This is a genomic window from Pseudomonas sp. GX19020 (assembly GCF_023371075.1).
Taxonomy (GTDB): domain Bacteria; phylum Pseudomonadota; class Alphaproteobacteria; order Rhodobacterales; family Rhodobacteraceae; genus Pseudogemmobacter.
On sequence record NZ_JAMCCR010000015.1, the window covers coordinates 24912 to 41696 of the forward strand.

At 63.3% G+C, this 16785-nt stretch carries 15 protein-coding genes, 1 tRNA gene and 1 pseudogene; 12 read left to right on the top strand and 5 right to left on the bottom strand.

Going from position 1 to position 16785, the window contains the following annotated elements; translation table 11 throughout:
* The first annotated feature begins 53 nt into the window (after positions 1-53).
* Entirely contained in the window at positions 54-1712 is a 1659-nt protein-coding gene (locus M3484_RS18750) for an alpha/beta hydrolase (RefSeq protein ID WP_249498725.1), read from the top strand.
* 97 nt (positions 1713-1809) lie between these two features.
* Here M3484_RS18750 and M3484_RS18755 read toward each other — a convergent pair whose 3' ends face one another.
* Positions 1810-3237, bottom strand: a complete 1428-nt coding sequence (locus M3484_RS18755) for a YncE family protein (protein WP_249498726.1) — start codon at positions 3235-3237, stop codon at positions 1810-1812.
* Between the two features lie 457 nt (positions 3238-3694).
* Here M3484_RS18755 and M3484_RS18760 point away from each other — a divergent pair, with 457 nt between their 5' ends.
* The 7 genes from M3484_RS18760 (at position 3695) to M3484_RS18790 (ending at position 10799) form a co-directional block, all read left to right on the top strand.
* The gene (locus tag M3484_RS18760) at positions 3695-5698 is read left to right on the top strand and encodes a TonB-dependent receptor plug domain-containing protein (protein WP_249498727.1); all 2004 of its coding nucleotides are present in this window, start codon (positions 3695-3697) and stop codon (positions 5696-5698) included.
* Positions 5699-5789: 91 nt separating this feature from the next.
* Positions 5790-6404 carry an EF-hand domain-containing protein gene (locus M3484_RS18765; RefSeq protein WP_249498728.1) on the top strand — a complete coding sequence of 205 codons (615 nt, stop codon included), beginning with the start codon at positions 5790-5792 and terminating at the stop codon, positions 6402-6404.
* A gap of 102 nt (positions 6405-6506) precedes the next feature.
* Entirely contained in the window at positions 6507-7052 is a 546-nt protein-coding gene (locus M3484_RS18770) for a DUF2271 domain-containing protein (protein WP_249498729.1), read from the top strand.
* An 8-nt stretch (positions 7053-7060) separates the two neighbouring features.
* Positions 7061-7702 carry a PepSY-associated TM helix domain-containing protein gene (locus tag M3484_RS18775; RefSeq protein ID WP_249498730.1) on the top strand — a complete coding sequence of 214 codons (642 nt, stop codon included), beginning with the start codon at positions 7061-7063 and terminating at the stop codon, positions 7700-7702.
* 12 nt (positions 7703-7714) lie between these two features.
* Positions 7715-8752: an FAD:protein FMN transferase gene (locus tag M3484_RS18780; RefSeq protein ID WP_249498731.1), complete on the top strand. Its 1038-nt coding sequence runs from the start codon at positions 7715-7717 to the stop codon at positions 8750-8752.
* On the top strand, positions 8736-10064 hold the full coding sequence (locus M3484_RS18785; RefSeq protein WP_249498732.1) for a sulfite reductase subunit alpha: 1329 nt from the start codon (positions 8736-8738) through the stop codon (positions 10062-10064). The genes M3484_RS18780 and M3484_RS18785 overlap by 17 nt, the downstream gene beginning before the upstream one ends.
* 659 nt (positions 10065-10723) lie before the next feature.
* Positions 10724-10799, top strand: a tRNA-Lys gene (locus M3484_RS18790).
* 190 nt (positions 10800-10989) lie between these two features.
* Here M3484_RS18790 and M3484_RS18795 read toward each other — a convergent pair.
* Positions 10990-12090 (bottom strand): annotated as a pseudogene (locus M3484_RS18795) (DUF3164 family protein); the annotation flags it as partial.
* A 214-nt stretch (positions 12091-12304) separates the two neighbouring features.
* Here M3484_RS18795 and M3484_RS18800 point away from each other — a divergent pair.
* Positions 12305-12766, top strand: a complete 462-nt coding sequence (locus M3484_RS18800; RefSeq protein WP_249498734.1) for a hypothetical protein — start codon at positions 12305-12307, stop codon at positions 12764-12766.
* Between the two features lie 8 nt (positions 12767-12774).
* Here the strand turns inward: M3484_RS18800 and M3484_RS18805 are convergent, their stop codons facing one another.
* Together M3484_RS18805 and M3484_RS18810 are read right to left on the bottom strand one after the other, a co-directional pair.
* Positions 12775-12930, bottom strand: coding sequence for a hypothetical protein (locus M3484_RS18805; protein ID WP_249498735.1), 156 nt, complete (start codon positions 12928-12930; stop codon positions 12775-12777).
* Between the two features lie 58 nt (positions 12931-12988).
* On the bottom strand, positions 12989-13465 hold the full coding sequence (locus M3484_RS18810; protein WP_249498736.1) for a hypothetical protein: 477 nt from the start codon (positions 13463-13465) through the stop codon (positions 12989-12991).
* Here M3484_RS18810 and M3484_RS18815 point away from each other — a divergent pair.
* On the top strand, positions 13459-13803 hold the full coding sequence (locus tag M3484_RS18815; RefSeq protein ID WP_249498737.1) for a hypothetical protein: 345 nt from the start codon (positions 13459-13461) through the stop codon (positions 13801-13803). The genes M3484_RS18810 and M3484_RS18815 overlap by 7 nt on opposite strands.
* Before the next feature lie 538 nt (positions 13804-14341).
* Here the strand turns inward: M3484_RS18815 and M3484_RS18820 are convergent.
* On the bottom strand, positions 14342-14596 hold the full coding sequence (locus M3484_RS18820; RefSeq protein WP_092901834.1) for a DUF982 domain-containing protein: 255 nt from the start codon (positions 14594-14596) through the stop codon (positions 14342-14344).
* A gap of 220 nt (positions 14597-14816) precedes the next feature.
* Between M3484_RS18820 and M3484_RS18825 the strand changes: the two genes are divergently transcribed.
* Positions 14817-15023: a cold-shock protein gene (locus tag M3484_RS18825; RefSeq protein ID WP_092898656.1), complete on the top strand. Its 207-nt coding sequence runs from the start codon at positions 14817-14819 to the stop codon at positions 15021-15023.
* An 831-nt stretch (positions 15024-15854) separates the two neighbouring features.
* Entirely contained in the window at positions 15855-16547 is a 693-nt protein-coding gene (locus tag M3484_RS18830) for an MgtC/SapB family protein (RefSeq protein WP_249498738.1), read from the top strand.
* The last annotated feature ends 238 nt before the right edge of the window (positions 16548-16785 follow it).

The window sequence follows — 16785 nt, forward strand, 5'->3', positions numbered from 1 at the left end:
GACCCCGCCGTGCGGGCGGCGAAACTGCCCATCACTTCAGGACGGAGCCCGGAATGTTGCGTTGGCGCAGAGTTAAAGATGCCTCACTTTTTGGTCGGCCCTCGGCGGCGGGTCTGGCGCTTGGGGCACTTTTCTTCGCGGTCTCTTTATCGCCCTCGCTGATTCCGCGCGCCGCTCTGGTGCAGGGGGCGCTTGGCGGCATCTGTTTCGCGATTGGCTATCTGGTGGGATATACGCTGATGGTGCTGCGCCAGTGGGTGGTCGAATCCGGACCCGCCGCGCCCAGGGTGCTGCGGATCAAGATGACGCTCGGGCTGCTGATTGCGGGGGCGGCGATCCTCTGGGCGCTGTGGAATGTCACCGGCTGGCAAAACGACATCCATGCCGCAATGGGGATCCCGCCGGTCGAGACCGCGCGCCCTTTCACGATTCTCGCGGTCGCGGCTTTTGTCGCGCTGGTGCTGGTGTTTCTGGGTCGGTTGTTCCGGCGGCTCTGGCGCGTGATTGCGACGCAGCTTGAAGCCTTCATCCCGCGCCGGCTGGCGAAACTGACCGGGATCACCCTGGCGCTGCTGCTCTTCTGGGCGGTCGGCAATGATGTGATGCTGGGCCGCGTGTTGCAGGCACTGGACGAGACCTATGCAGCCCTTGACCGGCTGATCCCGCCGGAAAAGGCGGCACCCGACGATGCGTTGAAATCGGGCTCTGCCGCCTCGCTTGTCGGATGGGAAGGGCTGGGCGCTGCCGGACGTGACTGGGTCCTTGCAGAGCCCGATGCGGCGGCGATCACTGCAATCACCGGGGCGCCGGCGCTGGAGCCGCTGCGCATCTATGTCGGGCTGAATTCGGCCCCTGACGCCGATCAGCGGGGGCTGCTGGCGCTGGAAGAGGCGCTGCGCGTCGGCGCCTTTGACCGCCGCGTGCTGGTGATCGCAACCCCCACCGGCACCGGCTGGATGGACCCGGCAGGGATGCAGCCGCTGGATTACCTCACCGGCGGCGATGTGGCGGTCGTGGCGGTGCAGTATTCCTATCTGCCGAGCTGGATGTCTTTGATTTTGCAACCGGAATATGGCGCTGAAAGCGCAGTGGCGGTGTTTCGCGAAATCTATGGCCACTGGCGCAACCTGCCGGAGGCAAGCCGGCCCGAGCTTTATCTGTTCGGCCTGTCGCTGGGGGCCCGCAATGGTGAATTGCCGATCTCCTGGCAGGATCTTTTGTCAGACCCGCCGCAGGGCGCGCTCTGGGCGGGACCGCCCTTTGCCATGCGCGGCTGGCAGCAGCTTCTGGCCAGCCGTGTGCCGGACAGCCCGGCCTGGGCACCGCGCTACCGCGACGGTTCGGCCATCAGGGTGATGACGCAGCAGCCTCAGTCCCACACATACGCCCCCTGGGGGGTGATGCGGATGATTTACCTTGAATATCCCTCTGACCCGATTGTGTTTTTCTCGACCGGGACGTTGTGGCGCGCGCCGGCCTGGCTCAGGGGATCACGCGGCCCCGATGTCAGCCCGAGCCTCAGATGGTGGCCGGTGGTGACCTTTCTTCAGCTTGGGTTTGACATGATGACCGCAACCACGACGCCGCCCGGGCACGGTCATGTCTATGCCGCGAAACACTATCTCAGGGCCTGGGCCGAGGTGCTGGGCGGCGACTACAAACCCGAGATGATGGCGCGGATCGAGACGATTTTCGCCGGGCAAGGCATCTGACAGGACAACTGACACCGCATCCGGTGGCCCTCAAAAAACCCGCAGCCGGGTCGCCGGCTGCGGGTTTCAGATGGTCTGTGGTACAGATCTGCGGCGATCAGTTCGCCTTATGGATCAGCGCGATATGGTCGGCGGTCGCATCCTCGGCGCCGAGCGACTTATTGGCGGCAAAGACATTGCCTTTGCCATCGGTTGCGACATGGTTCGGATAGCTGCCGCCGTCGAGATTGGCGACGATCTCACCCTCGGGCGACACCACCGTCACCGTGCCTGCACCGCGGTTCGACACGAAAGCGAGCTTCTGCACCGGGTCAAACACCACATTCAGCGCGCCGGCGCCGGTGGTGACATCATGCCTGACCTCACCCGAGGCCAGATCGACGATCAGCAGGTTGTCGCTGTCTTGCGAGGCGACATAGATCGTGCCAGTCGCCGCGTCGAAATCGACGCCGGAGGCGTTTTTCGCGCCCGGAAGCGGCAGGACCTGGGTCACGGTATTGCTGGTCAGGTCGATCACCGCGAGCTCGTTCGATTTGCGGCTGACCGCGAAAAGGCGGTTGCCATCCGGATCGACCGCTATGCTCATCAGCGAGAATTCTCCGCCGCGAATGCCCGAGGTGATCTCGATGACCGCAACCTTTTCAAGGGTTTCGGTGTCGAACACATGCACGCCATTGGTGGCCGAGGCCGAGACATAGGCGCGCCCGCGCTTTGCATCCACCTTGACGTCGCGGGCGTGATAGACCTCGCCGGGCGGGAATTGTCTGATCAGCGACAGATCGTCCTGAGCATAGACCGCCACCGAATTGTCAAAGGTGTTGGTGCCCCAGATCGTGCCCTTTTCATCATCGACCGCCAGGCCGAACAGCGCCACCGGCTGCGGGCCGTTATCGGGCTGACCTTCCGCCGGTGCGCGGCGCTGGTCTTCGGGCAGCGGCGGTGGCGTGACTTCGGCGACCACGTCCAGCGTTTCGGGGTTCAGCTTCAGCAGTGCAGCGGCCGGGGGGCGGAAACTCGCAGCCGCCACAAAGAGCGCATTCGATTTCGCGCTATAGACCGACTGATAAAGGCCGGGCGCCGATTTCACGCGGGTCACGCTGAACCCGTCCGCGCCGGAAAGCGGCACATCCTTTGATACTTTCACATCGAAAAGCGAGGTCGAAGAGGGCTGGTCCATGATGGCAATCACCGGATGCAGGCCGGTAGCGGCATCTTCGGGCAGGGTGAAGGTAAAGCTGACGGCGCCCTTGTCATCGGCGGTCAGGGCATCGCTGCTCAGAACCGCAGTGCCGCGTTGCAGCACGAGGGTCTGACCCGGTTTCAGGCCCGAGCCTTCGATGGTGACGCTGCTGCCGGGCAGCACGGGCTTGCCGGGTTCAGCGGGGATCACCCGGAATCGACCTTCGAATTCAACCGGGGCGGGGAAGCTGCTTTCGGCGAGAACCGCGCCCGGAAGTACGAGGGCTGCAAGCGTAAGACCGAAAACGGATTTACGATAACCGTTTGTCAGGAAGGGGAAACCCATCACATGACTCCTGTTCAGATTGACCGAGGGGGACCGGCGGGAACCTGGCAGGTGCGGCGCGTGGCGCGGCGGCGGGGGACCGTAGGACTAAGCGCGACAGACCGCGAGTGGAGGGGGGATGTCAAGCTGCAATGACAATGCGGCCTGTCAGCGCGGCGCAGCGCGGGCGTTACTGCGGTCCGGTCCTGTCACCGTCCGGCCCCCGCCGGGGGCCGCCTGTGGCCTCTTGCGGCGCCGGCCCGGATGCTCCGTTACCCGGATGTCACACCGGTGCAATGCGGCTTTCCGGCAGCATCATTGCAAATCTTGACAGTAACACCAGGATTAAGCAGTTATGCGCTGTGCCCATGATCAGCCGGCAGACTCAGTTTGCAAGGCATCAGGACAGAAACAGGCACAACCGCCAGCATATCACCGCCAGCGCTCTCCCAAAATTCTGACCCGAAGCGAGGCGGTAATGACTGGACGCAATTCATTGCGCGCGGCTCTGTTGAGCAGTTGCGCGCTTCTGTTCCCTGTGGCGGCTCTCGCCCAGACGACCGGAGAGGCTGAGGCCCTCGGCACCATCATCCTGGACACCAAACGCGACGTGGCGACCGATACCGGCGTTGCGGTCACCACCATCGATCAGGCAGAGATGGATGACCGTCAGGCCTCGACCATCGCCGAGCTGATCTCCTCGGTGCCGGGTGTCACGCTGATCAATGGCGCGACGCCACTTGGCGGCGGCATCAATATTCGCGGCTTTGGTGCCGGCAACACCTATGGCACCAATCAGAAGGTGTTGATCACGATTGACGGGGCGACCCAGGGTTCGGAAGAGCTGTACCGGATCGGCACGCAGCTGTTCACCGATCCGGAGCTGTTCAAAAGCGTCTCGGTGATGCGCGGCACCATCGGCAGTTTTGAATATGGCTCTGGCGTGGTCGGCGGCATCGTGCAGCTGGAAACCAAGGATGCCTCGGATTTCACCGGCGGCGAGATCGGCTACAAGCTCCGCCAGGGGCTGAGTTTCAACTCGAATGGCGACGGCATCACCTCGTCGACGATCCTGGCCTGGCAGCCTTCGGAAAACGCTGAATTCGTGGCCAATTACATCTGGCGCCGCCTGGGCGAACAGGTCGATGGTAACGGCGTCGACCTCGGGGCCGAAGGTTTCAAAACGCCGTCCTGGGGGCTCAAGGGCAAATTCACCTTCGGCCAGGAACGCGACCAGTTTGTCAGCCTCTCGCTGGCCAATAGCACCATGGCCGAACGCGACGTGCCCTATGACGCGATCGGGGGCAATGCCTTCGGCAATGTCGACCGCGATGTTGAAAGCCGCAACGCGGTGCTGACCTATGGCTGGAACCCGCTCGACAATGACCTGGTCGACCTGCGGGTGATCCTGTCCTATGCCGATCAGCAGATCGACAGCACCTCGGTGCCCTATGTCCCCACCGATGGGCTCAGGAATGCCGATCACCGCTATGAGACGACCAAGCTCACGGTGAAGAACACCGCGCGCTTTACCTTTGGCAGCATCGAAAACGAACTGCGCGCCGGTGTCGAATTCATCCGGAAAGACCGCAAGACCGCAAGTTCGGCGCCGGGTGGCACGGATGACCGCACCGCCTTCTTCCTGATCAACAAATTCGATTTTGGCAATGGCCTGACCATCACGCCCGCGATGCGGTATGAGACCCAGGATATCACCTATAAAGGCCTTCCGCAGGCCCGGATCCCGGTCACAAACTTCGACAATGACGCACTGATGGGCGGCGTCGATGTGCGCTATGAATTCGCCAATGGTGCGGCGGTGTTCGGCAGCGTGGCCTATACTGAGGGCCTGCCGATCCTCGATGACTTCGAGAATCAGAACCAGGCCTGGGTGGGCGGTTCGCGCGCAAATTACATGACCATCAACGAACAGTCGCGCACCGTTGAAATCGGGGCGTCCTGGCGTACCGCTGACCTTTTCTCGGCGGGGGATGCCTTCAGCATCAAAGGCAATATCTACGACACCAATGTCTGGAACGCGACGTCAGAGCCCAGCACGGCCTGGATCGCAGGCACCGGGTTCGAGCTTGAGGCCGCCTATAGCATGGAAAGTGGCTATTACGGCGAACTCAGCACCAGCATCGTGAATTTCGAATCGAAAACGATCCAGTTGGTTGATCGCCCGAATTATGCGCAGACACCGCCGAATTCCGTGCGTGTCGTCGCCGGGAAACGCTGGGACCGTGAACTCGATCTGAGCTGGGAAATGGTTGCCTATGACCGCTACGACGAATCGGTGATCCGTCCGGGCTTTGCAGTTCACAACCTGCGCGCAACCTACCGTCCGCAGGAGGGTGTGCTTGAAGGCACCGAAATCCGCTTCGGTGTCGAGAACCTGTTTGACCGCGATTACATGCAGGCGCTGGCCACCCGCAACGGCCCGGGCCGCAACTTCAAGGTTGGTATTATCAAGACCTTCTGATCCATCCGGACCGGCCGTCTTGTGATGGCCGGTTCGTTCTTTCCCGGCCGGATCCCCGGCCAGACCACAGCCAGAGGAACGGAGTCCCCCCATGGCCGACCGCAGCAAAACCACCCTGAGCCTCAGCCTCGCGCTGATCGCGGCCCTGTCCGGCGCCGCTTTCGCGCAAAGCGAAGAGACCACAACCGCCGGATCCGGCACCACGACCGAAACGGCAACGGACAATCCGGCCGATGCCTCGCCGAAGCCGGGCATTGCCGGCGGCCACAGCCAGGCGGCCTTTATCGCCTCTTATGACAAGAATGGCGACGGCAAGGTCTCGCTTGAGGAGCTGATCGAGGTGCGGACCGAGCGTTTCCGGGGCGCCGATAAGGATGGCGATGGCAGGCTCAATGAGGCGGAATATGTTGCTGAATTCGAGGGCCGCCTGCGCCAGCAATATGCCGATCAGGGCCGCGATCCGAGCGGTGAGCGTTTTGAGGCCAGCCTGAAACAGGCCGGCGTGCGGTTCGCATTGCTTGATCGTGACCGGGATGGGTTCCTGTCGCTGGAAGAGGATCTCGAATCCGCCCGCAAGACATTTGCCCGCAATGACACCGATGGCGATGGCTTCGTCTCGGCCGCTGATCCGGCGCCTGTCCGCGAGGATGACGGCAATGATCAGGCCGATAAGAAAGACGAGAAAAAGGACGGGGCTGCGAACTGATCGCAGCCCCGTCCCTGGCCTTGCGGCGGGTGACGGCTTCCCGCCCGCCGTGAGGCATCTATACCGCTTTTGCCCCCCGGGTGCTGACGATGACTGGTGCTGATGATGACAGATGACAATACCCGCCCGATGCCCGCCGCGCGCCTGGCCGTTGCGGCGACGCTGGCGCTGGTGAGCGGCCCGGCTCTGGCTGCCGGGCTGGAATTCGAGGTGACGCTGCCACAGCCCGAGGCCAGCCCCGCTTACCGCCCCTATCTCGCGGCCTGGATCGAAGAGCCGGGCTCGAAAGAGATCCGCGGTACCGTTGCGGTCTGGTATGACACGAGGCTGCGCGACAATCTCGGCCGCGGCTTCCTGCGCGATCTGCGCAGCTGGTGGCGGGCCGAAGGCGAAAAGCTTGATCTCCCGGCCGATGGGCTGAGCGGGCCGACCCGTGGCCCCGGCACCCATAAAGTTGCGGTTGCCCCTGAAAATGCCGCGCTCACCGGGCTGAGCGCCGGCGATTATGTGCTGGCCGTCGAGGTCTCGCGCGAGGATGGCGGGCGGGAAACCCTGCGCGCGCCCTTCCGCTGGGGCGACGCGGAGAACAGCGCCGAGGTGACCGGCGAACGTGAGATCACCCGGTTGAAAGTGACCGCGAACCCCTGAGGAAAGGGATGCTCATGCAAGCAGGCAATCTGCTGGCGACAACTTTGGGGCGCAGCTTCTGGCTGCGCCAGTTCCGTTTATGGCACTGGGTTTCCGCAGCGTTCAGTCTTGCGGGGATGTTCCTCTTCGCGGTCACCGGTTTCACGCTTAACAATGCCAGCCTCTTCGCCACGCGTCCCGAGACGGTCGAGCTGAGCGCGAGCCTGCCGCCTGACCTTCTGGCCGCGATCAGTGCTATGCCGGAAGCGGGCGAGACCCCGGTGCCCGCGGCTGTCGCCGCCTGGGCGGCCGGTGAGTTCCGCGTGACGCTTGACCGTCGCCCGACCGAGACCAATGCCGATGAGGTCTATATCGCCCTGCCGCGTCCCGGAGGCGATGCCTGGATGGCCATTGACCGTGCCAGTGGTGATGTCACCTACCGGCTGACCGATGGTGGCTGGCTGGCCTGGCTCAATGATCTGCACAAGGGCCGCAATGCCGGGCCGGTCTGGTCCTGGTTCATTGACCTGCTGGCGCTGGCCTGTGTCATCTTCACCCTTACCGGCTTCGGGCTGCTCTGGATGCATGCGAAATTACGCCCGGCCACCTGGCCGCTCGGCTGGGCAAGTTTTGCTTTGCCGCTGATCATCGCGCTTTTGTTCATCCATTAGGGCCGGTCCGCGATGCAAACCCTGTCGCGCAACCGCGTTGTCCTGCCGCCTCTGGTGGCCCGGGGGCCGGTTCTGCCGCCGCCGCCCGGCTGGGTCGAGACCCGTCTTGCGGGCGAGACCATGGGCACGGGCTGGTCGCTGATCGCCTGGGCGCCGCCCGGCGCAGGCCCCGGGCTGCAGCGCCTGGTCGAGACGGAATGCGCGCGGGTGATTGCGCTCTTCAGCCCCTGGACCCCGGAAAGCGAGGTCGCGCGCCTCCATCGCAACGGGGCAGGGGAAGCGGAACTGTCTGAAGGCTTTCAGGCGCTGCTTGCGCCGCTTCTGCAGCTTGCGGATCAGACCGGAGGCGCTTCGGACCCGACGCTGGGCGCGCTGGTCGATCTCTGGGGCTTTGGCCCGCCGGGGCCGCGTCCCGCCCTGGCCCCGCTGCCGCAGCCGAAAGAGATCGCAGTGGCGCGCCAACTCAGCGGTCATGCGCGATTGCGGCTGGAGGGCAACCGGCTGCATTTCCCACCCGGTCTGCGCTTTGATTTCAGCGGCAGTGCCAAGGGCCATGCCGTCGATCTGATCAGTGCGCGGCTGGCCGGGGCCGGCATCGGATCGCATCTGATTGAAATCGGTGGGGAATTCTACGGACGCGGCCTCAGGCCCGATATGCGGCCCTGGTGGGTCGGGATCGAATCGCCGCCGGGGGGGCTGCATAACGGGCAGCGCCCGCTGGTGATCGCGCTGAACGGCTGGGGGCTGGCAAGCTCGGGCGATTACCGGCGCGGCTTTCAGCATGGCGGGCGCCGCTATGCCCATACGATCGACCCGGCGACCGGCTGGCCGGTGGAAAATGACCTCGCTTCGGTCTCGGTGCTGGCGCCAACGGTGATGCAGGCCGATGCCCTGGCGACGGCGCTTCTGGTGCTGGGGGCTGCGCGGGGCATGGCATTTGCGCGCATCGCCGGGATTGCGGCCCTGATGATCCGGCGCGGGCCGGAAGGTGCAGTGACCGAGATTTCCCCCGCCTTGCAGGAGATGCTTGACGATGATTCTCAGCGCTGACCCGCTGCACTGGACGATGGCAGCGCTGACCGGTGCCGTCTGGTCCGGGTTCACAGTCCGGACCCTGATCCGCGCGCGGCGGGCGGGGCAGGTGGCTGCAACCGGTCCAGGCGGTCTTCTGATCGGCTATGCGAGCCAGAGCGGCAGCTCCGAGGCGCTGGCACGGGCCGCAGCAGTGGCATCCCCGGGCGCGCGTCTTTTGTCGCTGGACCAGATCGGGGTGGCGGATCTCGCCGGCACGGCGCAGGCGCAGTTCTACATCAGCACGACCGGCGATGGTGACGCGCCCGACAATGCCACGGTGTTCCTCGCGCGTGTGATGGCGGGGTGCCCGGAGCTGGGCGGGCTCAGCTATGCGATACTCGCGCTGGGCGACCGCCACTATCCGCGCTTTTGCGGTTTTGCGCATCGGCTGGACCATTGGCTGCGGGCCTGCGGCGCCACGCCCCGTTTCCCGCTGACCGAGGTCGACCGTGACCAGCCGACTGCGCTTGCCACCTGGCGCGCCCGGATGGGGGAGACCACGAACACCGGAGCGCCGGCATCTGCCGCCGCACCCGGACGCTGGCGTCTGGCGGCGCGGCACCATCTGAACCCCGGCAGTCCGGGCGGCCCGCTCTGGCATCTGGTGCTGGAACCCGAAGGCCCCCTGCCGGCCTGGAGGGCCGGAGATATCGCCGAGATTACCATCCCCAGTCCCGAAGGCCCGGTCAGACGCGACTATTCGCTGGCCTCGCTGCCGGCCTCCGGGCGCGCGGAACTAATTCTGCGCGAGGTGATTTCGGAGGACGGTCGCCCCGGCACCGGTTCGCACTGGCTCTGCCGGCAACTGGGCGAGGGCGGTGCCATTGACCTGTCGATTCGTGCCAATCCCGGCTTTCATGCCGGGGATGACGCGATGCCGATGCTGCTGATCGGCAATGGATCGGGTCTGGCCGGCCTGCTGGCGCATCTGCGCCACCGCGCGGCCCTGAAGGCAAGCGGCCCTGTCTGGCTGATCTACGGCGAGCGCAGCCCGGACCATGACGCTGTTTTCGCAGAGGAACTGTCCGGCTACCTGGCCAGTGGCGGGCTTGCGCGTCTTGACCGCAGCTTTTCGCGCGGAGGGGGAGGGCCGCGCTATGTGCAGCATATCCTGCGCGATTCGGCGGTGGCGGTAAGGGCGCATGTCGCGGCGGGTGGCGGTATCTGGATCTGCGGCCGGCGTGAGGGGATGGCGACAGATGTGCAGCAGGCGCTGGAAGAGGTGCTGGGCAAGGACGAGACCGCGCGCCTGATGACAGAGCGCCGCCTGCGCCGAGATATCTATTGACGCCCCGACCTGCCGCCACATCGCGGTGACAGGCAGGCGGCCGCCACCCTCGCCGACGGAGTGCCCATCTGGTGGCCGTCTGGCGCAGCAGCCTTATCGGACCCGCTCTCCTGCTGCCTGCCCCTTTACGGGCCTCCCCTGCGCCTCTCAGGCACAGGGCAGAGGTTCCGGCTCCTCCGAGTGCGTGCACGGTTCCTTCACGGCCCTTGCTTTGGCACTGTGCCGGCTCTGTCAGGGATAGCCTGCTTCCTCAGGATCCGCTGGCAGAGATATGTCGTCATAGCCCCGGACAGCCTGGTGCGACCCGATCAATCGGGTCAGAGATCTTTGTTCGGAAACGAGACTGGCAGAGCCCCTTACCTTGCGTCGCGCCAGGGGCCGGCGCAGTCAGACTGTTCCCGCTTCGGCGATTATGCGCGGAACTGGCTGCTGCCATGTCACATGCGGCAGAGCCGGCGCTCGTGAATCATTGATCCTGACCCGATAGACGGGTTCCCGACCGAGATGCCAGATCGAGACGCCCTGCCGCGTGCAGGGCATCTCGGGCTGAGATGACGGCAGTTTCCAGGAAAATCGCCTCCCGGAGAAATTTGTTTAAGAAATTTCAGCCATGGGTATTGACCCTCCCGGCGACCTTCCTTAAACGCCACATCCACAGTGGGCCCGTAGCTCAGTTGGTAGAGCAACTGACTTTTAATCAGTGGGTCACAGGTTCGAATCCTGTCGGGCTCACCACTGAAATCAAGGGCTTAGGCAGAAATGCCTGAGCCCTTTTCAGTTGGTTGGGATTGCCGGGTAATATCCGGGGTTACAATCTTTCAACGGCACTTCGATGGAGATTGACAGTGTTGCGCGCCGCCAGCTCTGGCAGAAACTCCGGTTAGCTTTGGCAGGAAAATTTTACGGTCAGGATCTTAACTCTGCGTCAGCTCCCGCATGGATCCCGACAGCTATCTTCCACGGGCTGGGCGGGGAGGCTGCGGAGGTATTCAATCGTATCCGCAACGTTGTCGGCCCGCGGTTCGGATAGATCCGTGCCCTCCGCGATGAGGGAGGCGTGAAGATCCTCCAGTCTGCCCTCATGGCCTTCGAAACGAGCCATGTAAACCGCCAGGCCATCAGCGACATGGCGCGCGATAGTCGCATGCCCCTCCGCGTTCGGATGGAGCGCATCTCCCGGTCGAACCTCGGGCGTGGTGGGATATGTCAGCCCGGTAGCATTGCCCGAGGCAATGAGCATTCCGTCAACTCTTTCTACCGACCAAAGACCGTCGCTGCTGTCGGTCAGCGTGGGGTGCCCAAAGCCTCTGCAGGTCAATTGCCCCCATAAAACCATCTTTGGCGCTTCCCTCACTGTGACGCCGGAGCACGATGGCCGCAACGAAACGAACCGATACGAGCTGACGATGACCGCCCGTCGAAACCGGGCTCGGGCGGGCACCTTCCTGCCAGGGCACGACCACTTCAGTCCTTGGACGCCAGATGCGCCACGCTCATCGGCCTCTTTGAGCAGGAGATAGGTCGAGGTCGCATGCATCTGGACGGCGTCGGTGATGGCCTGCATGGCCGCTTCCCATTTTGGATGCGGGCCACCATCTGGGCCTTTCACCTGAAGCTTGCGCAGCCCGAGGACACGCTGCGTGTCGATGCGCCCGGATTTGTTCATCTGAAACGCGTGCTCCAGGAGCATCCGCGCATTGTCGTTGATCCCTTCGGCATTCTCTTCGATAAATTCGGCGATCTGTGCCTTCGCCGCCTGAAGTTCGGGGCCGAATGCGATCCTGTCGGCGACCTTGATCTCGACCGCGAGCGAACCATCGAAGCTGGTAAAGGTCAGGTCACCCTTTTTGCCGCCGATGCGCGCCTGATACTTCTCGAAAAGCAGATCACGCGGCGCATAGACCTCTTTGAACGCCTGCTCTTTGAAGGCGATGGTATCGGCACGATGCTGATCGGCGTGCTGATGCTGGCTGCGCACCAGATCATCCTTCATCTTATCGGCATCGCTAATCATCGAGACGGGGACATGGTGTCCCTGTCATGCTTGCGGGCGTCAGCTGATAGCAGCCGATTGCCATTCTCTCGAGATAGTCACGGCGGATCAGGCACGATGCCGCATCCGAAACCTGTCGTTTGGTCAGGTCCAGGTATTCGGCAAGCTGGTCGATTGTCAGGCACAGCGCTCCTGAAAGCTTTTCAGGAGCGCTGTCGATGCGAGGCCGGGGTGATGGAGATCAACAATGTCAGGCCACCGGCACAATGATCGGCTTGGAAGTGGCCCGGTCGTTCATCAGGACATGCCCGGCCATATCTTCCATCGTCACGCCTTCAGGGCCGGGCTCAGCGCGCAGACCGAAGCGCTCGATATGTGCGATGGCTTCGAGGATCTCGCGATTGAACCCCTTGGAAAAGGTCGGTTTCAGTTTGTGCTCTCTTCATTCCTGACGTTTTCTGGTTTAGGCAGCGGCACGGAGGAGGGTTCAAAGCGTCTCCGTGTCGATGCCAGCCATCTGAAGGACCGCTTTCTCGGTCTGGTCGTTGACGCAGTCCCGCAAGACGCGGATCTGGTTCGGGGTGAGTTTGGAAGGGTTTTGCAGTGCCCAGGCCGCCAACTCTTCATCCGACCGGAAGCCACGGCGGCGCGGCTGGTCAGCCGCTGCCACCGAATTAGTCATAGCAATCGCCACGGGAACCGGCTCTGATGCAGGCTTCAAATCGATAAAACCTGCGACCTGAACGGGGGCTGGTGATCGATCATCAACATGGCATCGCGTTCGGCCTCGATGCTGTCGCGTTTGGCATCGACGCGGCGAAGACGGCCCTTCGCCCGATTCTCGACCGCCTTTTGCTCGTAGGTCAGCGGCACTTATCCGCCAGCTCGGCTGCGCTGTAATATTCCTGAGTGCCCATAAAGGTCATATCGTTCATCGACGCGACCTCCCCTTGGACATCAGCTCGCGTTCAAGCGCCTGCTCCTGGGCTTCCAGCTGCTGTTTCTTCTCGCGGATCAGATGAAGTTTGATCATTACGGCATATTCCGACTCGATCACCGTCATCCCGAACTCGCCGGGCACAAAGCAGAGGAGCTCGCGGGCGTCGGTGGCATGAACAAGAGCGATGAAGGCGTCCAGTGGGATGCGATGATCCTCAGAACCCTCCGAGGACCACTTGTTGAGCATCGCCTCCGAGATCGTGCGGCGCAGATAGAGCGTCATCTGGCGTGCGACCTCGGCTCGGTTGAGACCGTCATCACGGGCATCCCGCAGCGCCTGGCCAATGATCCGGGCGATGCGATTATCGAGGGGGCCGCGACCTGTGACCTCAGTGAAATATCCGACGGAAACCTTGGGCGGGTCCCATTCGAACAGATCCTTGGTCAAAGGGTCGCGGTGCTTTGCCATCAGATGCGACCAAGGCGCGTCAGGGAGGCAATCGTGCGGTCGGCATTCTCGGAGATCAGCCGGTCAAGCACCTGATCGGGCAGCGCGGCCACGCTCTTGCGCAAGCCTTCCAGGCGCACCTCGTCACCAGTTGGCTGTACACCGCCCGCAAGGAATGCGAGCGCCCCGGCGACGTTGCTGATATAGCGGTCAAAGCAGCGGCCGAGTATTTGCAGGAGAAGAGCGCTGAAAACTCCGTCGCAACGGACAAGGCCCTCAATAAATGCATCGCCAGGTTGCCGGTTACCTTCACCGGCAAGGATCTGATTTCTTGCATGGCTGAGGATATCGGCTGGTAAGGGTCACTCCCACGGCGCATCGAAGCGCGCGGCGGTAGGCTATGGGCGCTTGATCACCGGGTGCAAGATTCCGGCCTGATGCCTCGCCCTGGCGGAGTATGACCGGTAACACCAGCGCTGTTCGGCCCGGTGAGGTCTGAACAGGTCCGGGAGACAATAGCGAGGGGCTTTCAGGTTGCCGGTCAGCCCCGCAATCGAACCACCGCCACCTCCCGGAAAATGCGTTTCGACATGATCTGCGAGGTCAAGCCGTTGTGACGCCTTCGGTTCGGGAAACCGTGGCGAGGCGGTATCGAACACCGGCTGACCCGGCCAAACCATCCCTGGAACCGCGAGGATCAGAAAACAGTCCGGGGACCGTTTTCCCGAGGGCGGCCAGGTCGAACTGATCAACCAGATGTCGGGTCTGAACACCTGGGCCCCCCCTTTGATCCGGAATTAAACGCAATATTTCCGGAGATCTCGTGCCCCGAAGATTGCCCAGACGAAAAAGCCGCCCTCTGCATTCAGGGGCGGCTCTGACCTCTCGTTTCAAACCTCAGGCGACGCGGGTTTCTGTTCTGAACCCGGCAGAACTGGCTGCCGCAAGGAAGGCCCGCCTGGCGGAGCCAACGCTTCCGATACATGCCATGGCGGCCTCGATCCGGGTGAGCGCTGTGGTCCGCGCCTCGTCTTCGACCGGCCAGCGCTTACGAAGCCAGTACCGCGCCTGTTCGATTGTGGTGAATTTCTGGATATCACCCTGGGGGGTGACGGCGATGTGCAGGGGTTTACCCCAGTCTGTTTCTATCATTCCGCCCATATGGGTACTGCAAGGGCAGTCTGCAACCGGCCGGTTTCTTCCGACGGGATGCGGGCAGGAGGATCCGGGATTTGCCACAGGCAAGCTTTCGTGGTAAGAATCGCCTGCATCTACGTTTTTGAACCCTGATCCATTCGGCGCAGTTTTCGATAATCGCTTGTGCCGGGCTGTCACTTCCTGTGGGCGGCATGTATCAGAAAAGGATATCACGATGGCCAACGGCACCGTGAAATGGTTTAATGCAACCAAAGGTTTCGGCTTCATCGCTCCAGAGGGTGGCCGTAAGGACGTGTTCGTTCACGTCACCGCGCTGGAACGCGCTGGCATCCGTGGCCTCGACGATGGTCAGGCAGTGACCTTCGACATCGAAGCAGGCCGCGATGGCCGCGAATCGGCGATCAACATCAAGCTCGCCTGATATTTTGATCCGTTCTGTCGGGACGGATCTCCGAGACGAACCACGGCCCATCCTGAAACGGCAATCTGCTCAGCCGAAATCGCCGATCCTGCGCCGGTCTTGCTGGCGTTTACTGCTCGGGCCGGATCGCAAACGCGGTTAAAATGGTGGAAGGTCGGAAGACAGAAAAGACGCCCGGAGCACAAGGCTCCGGGCGTTTTTGTGTATCGGGCCGGCGTTTTCGCCCCGATCTGTCAGCCAGCGTGCTGGCGGCTGGCTGTATTGCAGACGCCATTGACCAATTTTTCTCAGAAAACGCCATGCAACCTCGCCGAACATCTGGCCCGTCCGGCGACTCCCGCGGAAATCCAGCGGGTAATGGCGGCCCGCAAGAAACAAAGCGGCGCTTCGGCACAAGGCCTGACCTCAGAATCCCTTAAAGCGGCCGGTCCCGGTTTCGGCGTGTCTAGGTTCCAGGTGGTCCGCCTTTTCGTCCGGGACGCGCCCTGCGGTCGCTGCCGCGCGGCGCCGTTTGCCAGGAGGGCGCGTCTCCTGGCGGGGCGCTTTGTCGCCGGTCCAGCCTACGGTTCCGTGTTGCCGGAGGATTTCGCGACGCACCTCACGGCGAGGCTCCTGTCATGGGCAAACGGGGCTGCCTGACACCTCAGGACAGACCGGAAATTCTGAAAGCTCGCTTCGTCGGCGAAGGGCTTACATGCCGCCCGGGCCCGCGACACGAACCTTATCACTTCCCTCGCATGACCTGCCTCCCGGAGGAGGGGGGATCGTCACAAACAGGTGACAAGGTGGCGCGTGATGGCGTAACGTTGCCCTCCCCAGAGGGAGCACCCGATGCCTGCCGATCTGCTTGCCGCTGCTGCCAATATGTCTGTCGCCGTGGCCTGCGGCGCGCTGATCGGAATGGAAAGACAGATCCGGCAGCGCAAAGCCGGGCTTCGGACCAATGCGCTGGTGGCCCTTGGTGCTGCGGCCTATATGGTGTTTTCCACCCTGATCGACGGCGATATGAGCCCCAGCCGCGTGGCAGCGCAGGTGGTCAGTGGGATCGGCTTTCTGGGCGCCGGGATCATCTTTCGTGACGGGGCCAATGTCCATGGCCTGACCACCGCCGCGACGCTCTGGTGCGCCGCCGCAGTGGGATTGCTCGCGGGCGGAGGCCACTGGGATTACGCCCTGGTCGCCACGGGGCTGGTGGTATTCGTGAATTTCGCGCTGCGGCCATTTGTTCAGTGGATGAAGCGTCGGATGGGGGCTGCAGGCGCCGGACATCGGCCATTCACTGTGCGGATTCTGGTGCCGGCGGCGCAGGAGGCGCAGGCCCGCAGCCTGCTTTTGGGCACGCTCGCGCTGAGCGGGCTGCATCTGACGGGGATCGAGCTGCGTGAGGCGGGCGACGCGGTGGAACTGATTGCCACCGTCAGCGGTGACGCAACTGTCGAAACCCGGCTGGAACAGGCGGTGCAACGCATTGCAGCCGAGCCGGGGCTGTTGCGGTTGCGCTGGTCGGCCTCGGAAGAGGGCTAGGGCGCACAGGACGGGGACGCCAGGCCCCCCGTCTGCGCCGACGCACCAATCCGTGCCCGCTTTCGCCCTTCCTCTCGGTGTCTCCCCGCGCCATCCTCGCGAACTGGCGCTTCCAGGCACAGAGCAAGTGCTTGCTCACCCCAGGCCGTTCCGAAACTTCGCTGAGCGCAGCTGATGGCAAGTCTGTCCCCGGCGGCGCTCCGACCTTCGCAATCATGGATGAGCGGGCGGCATAGGG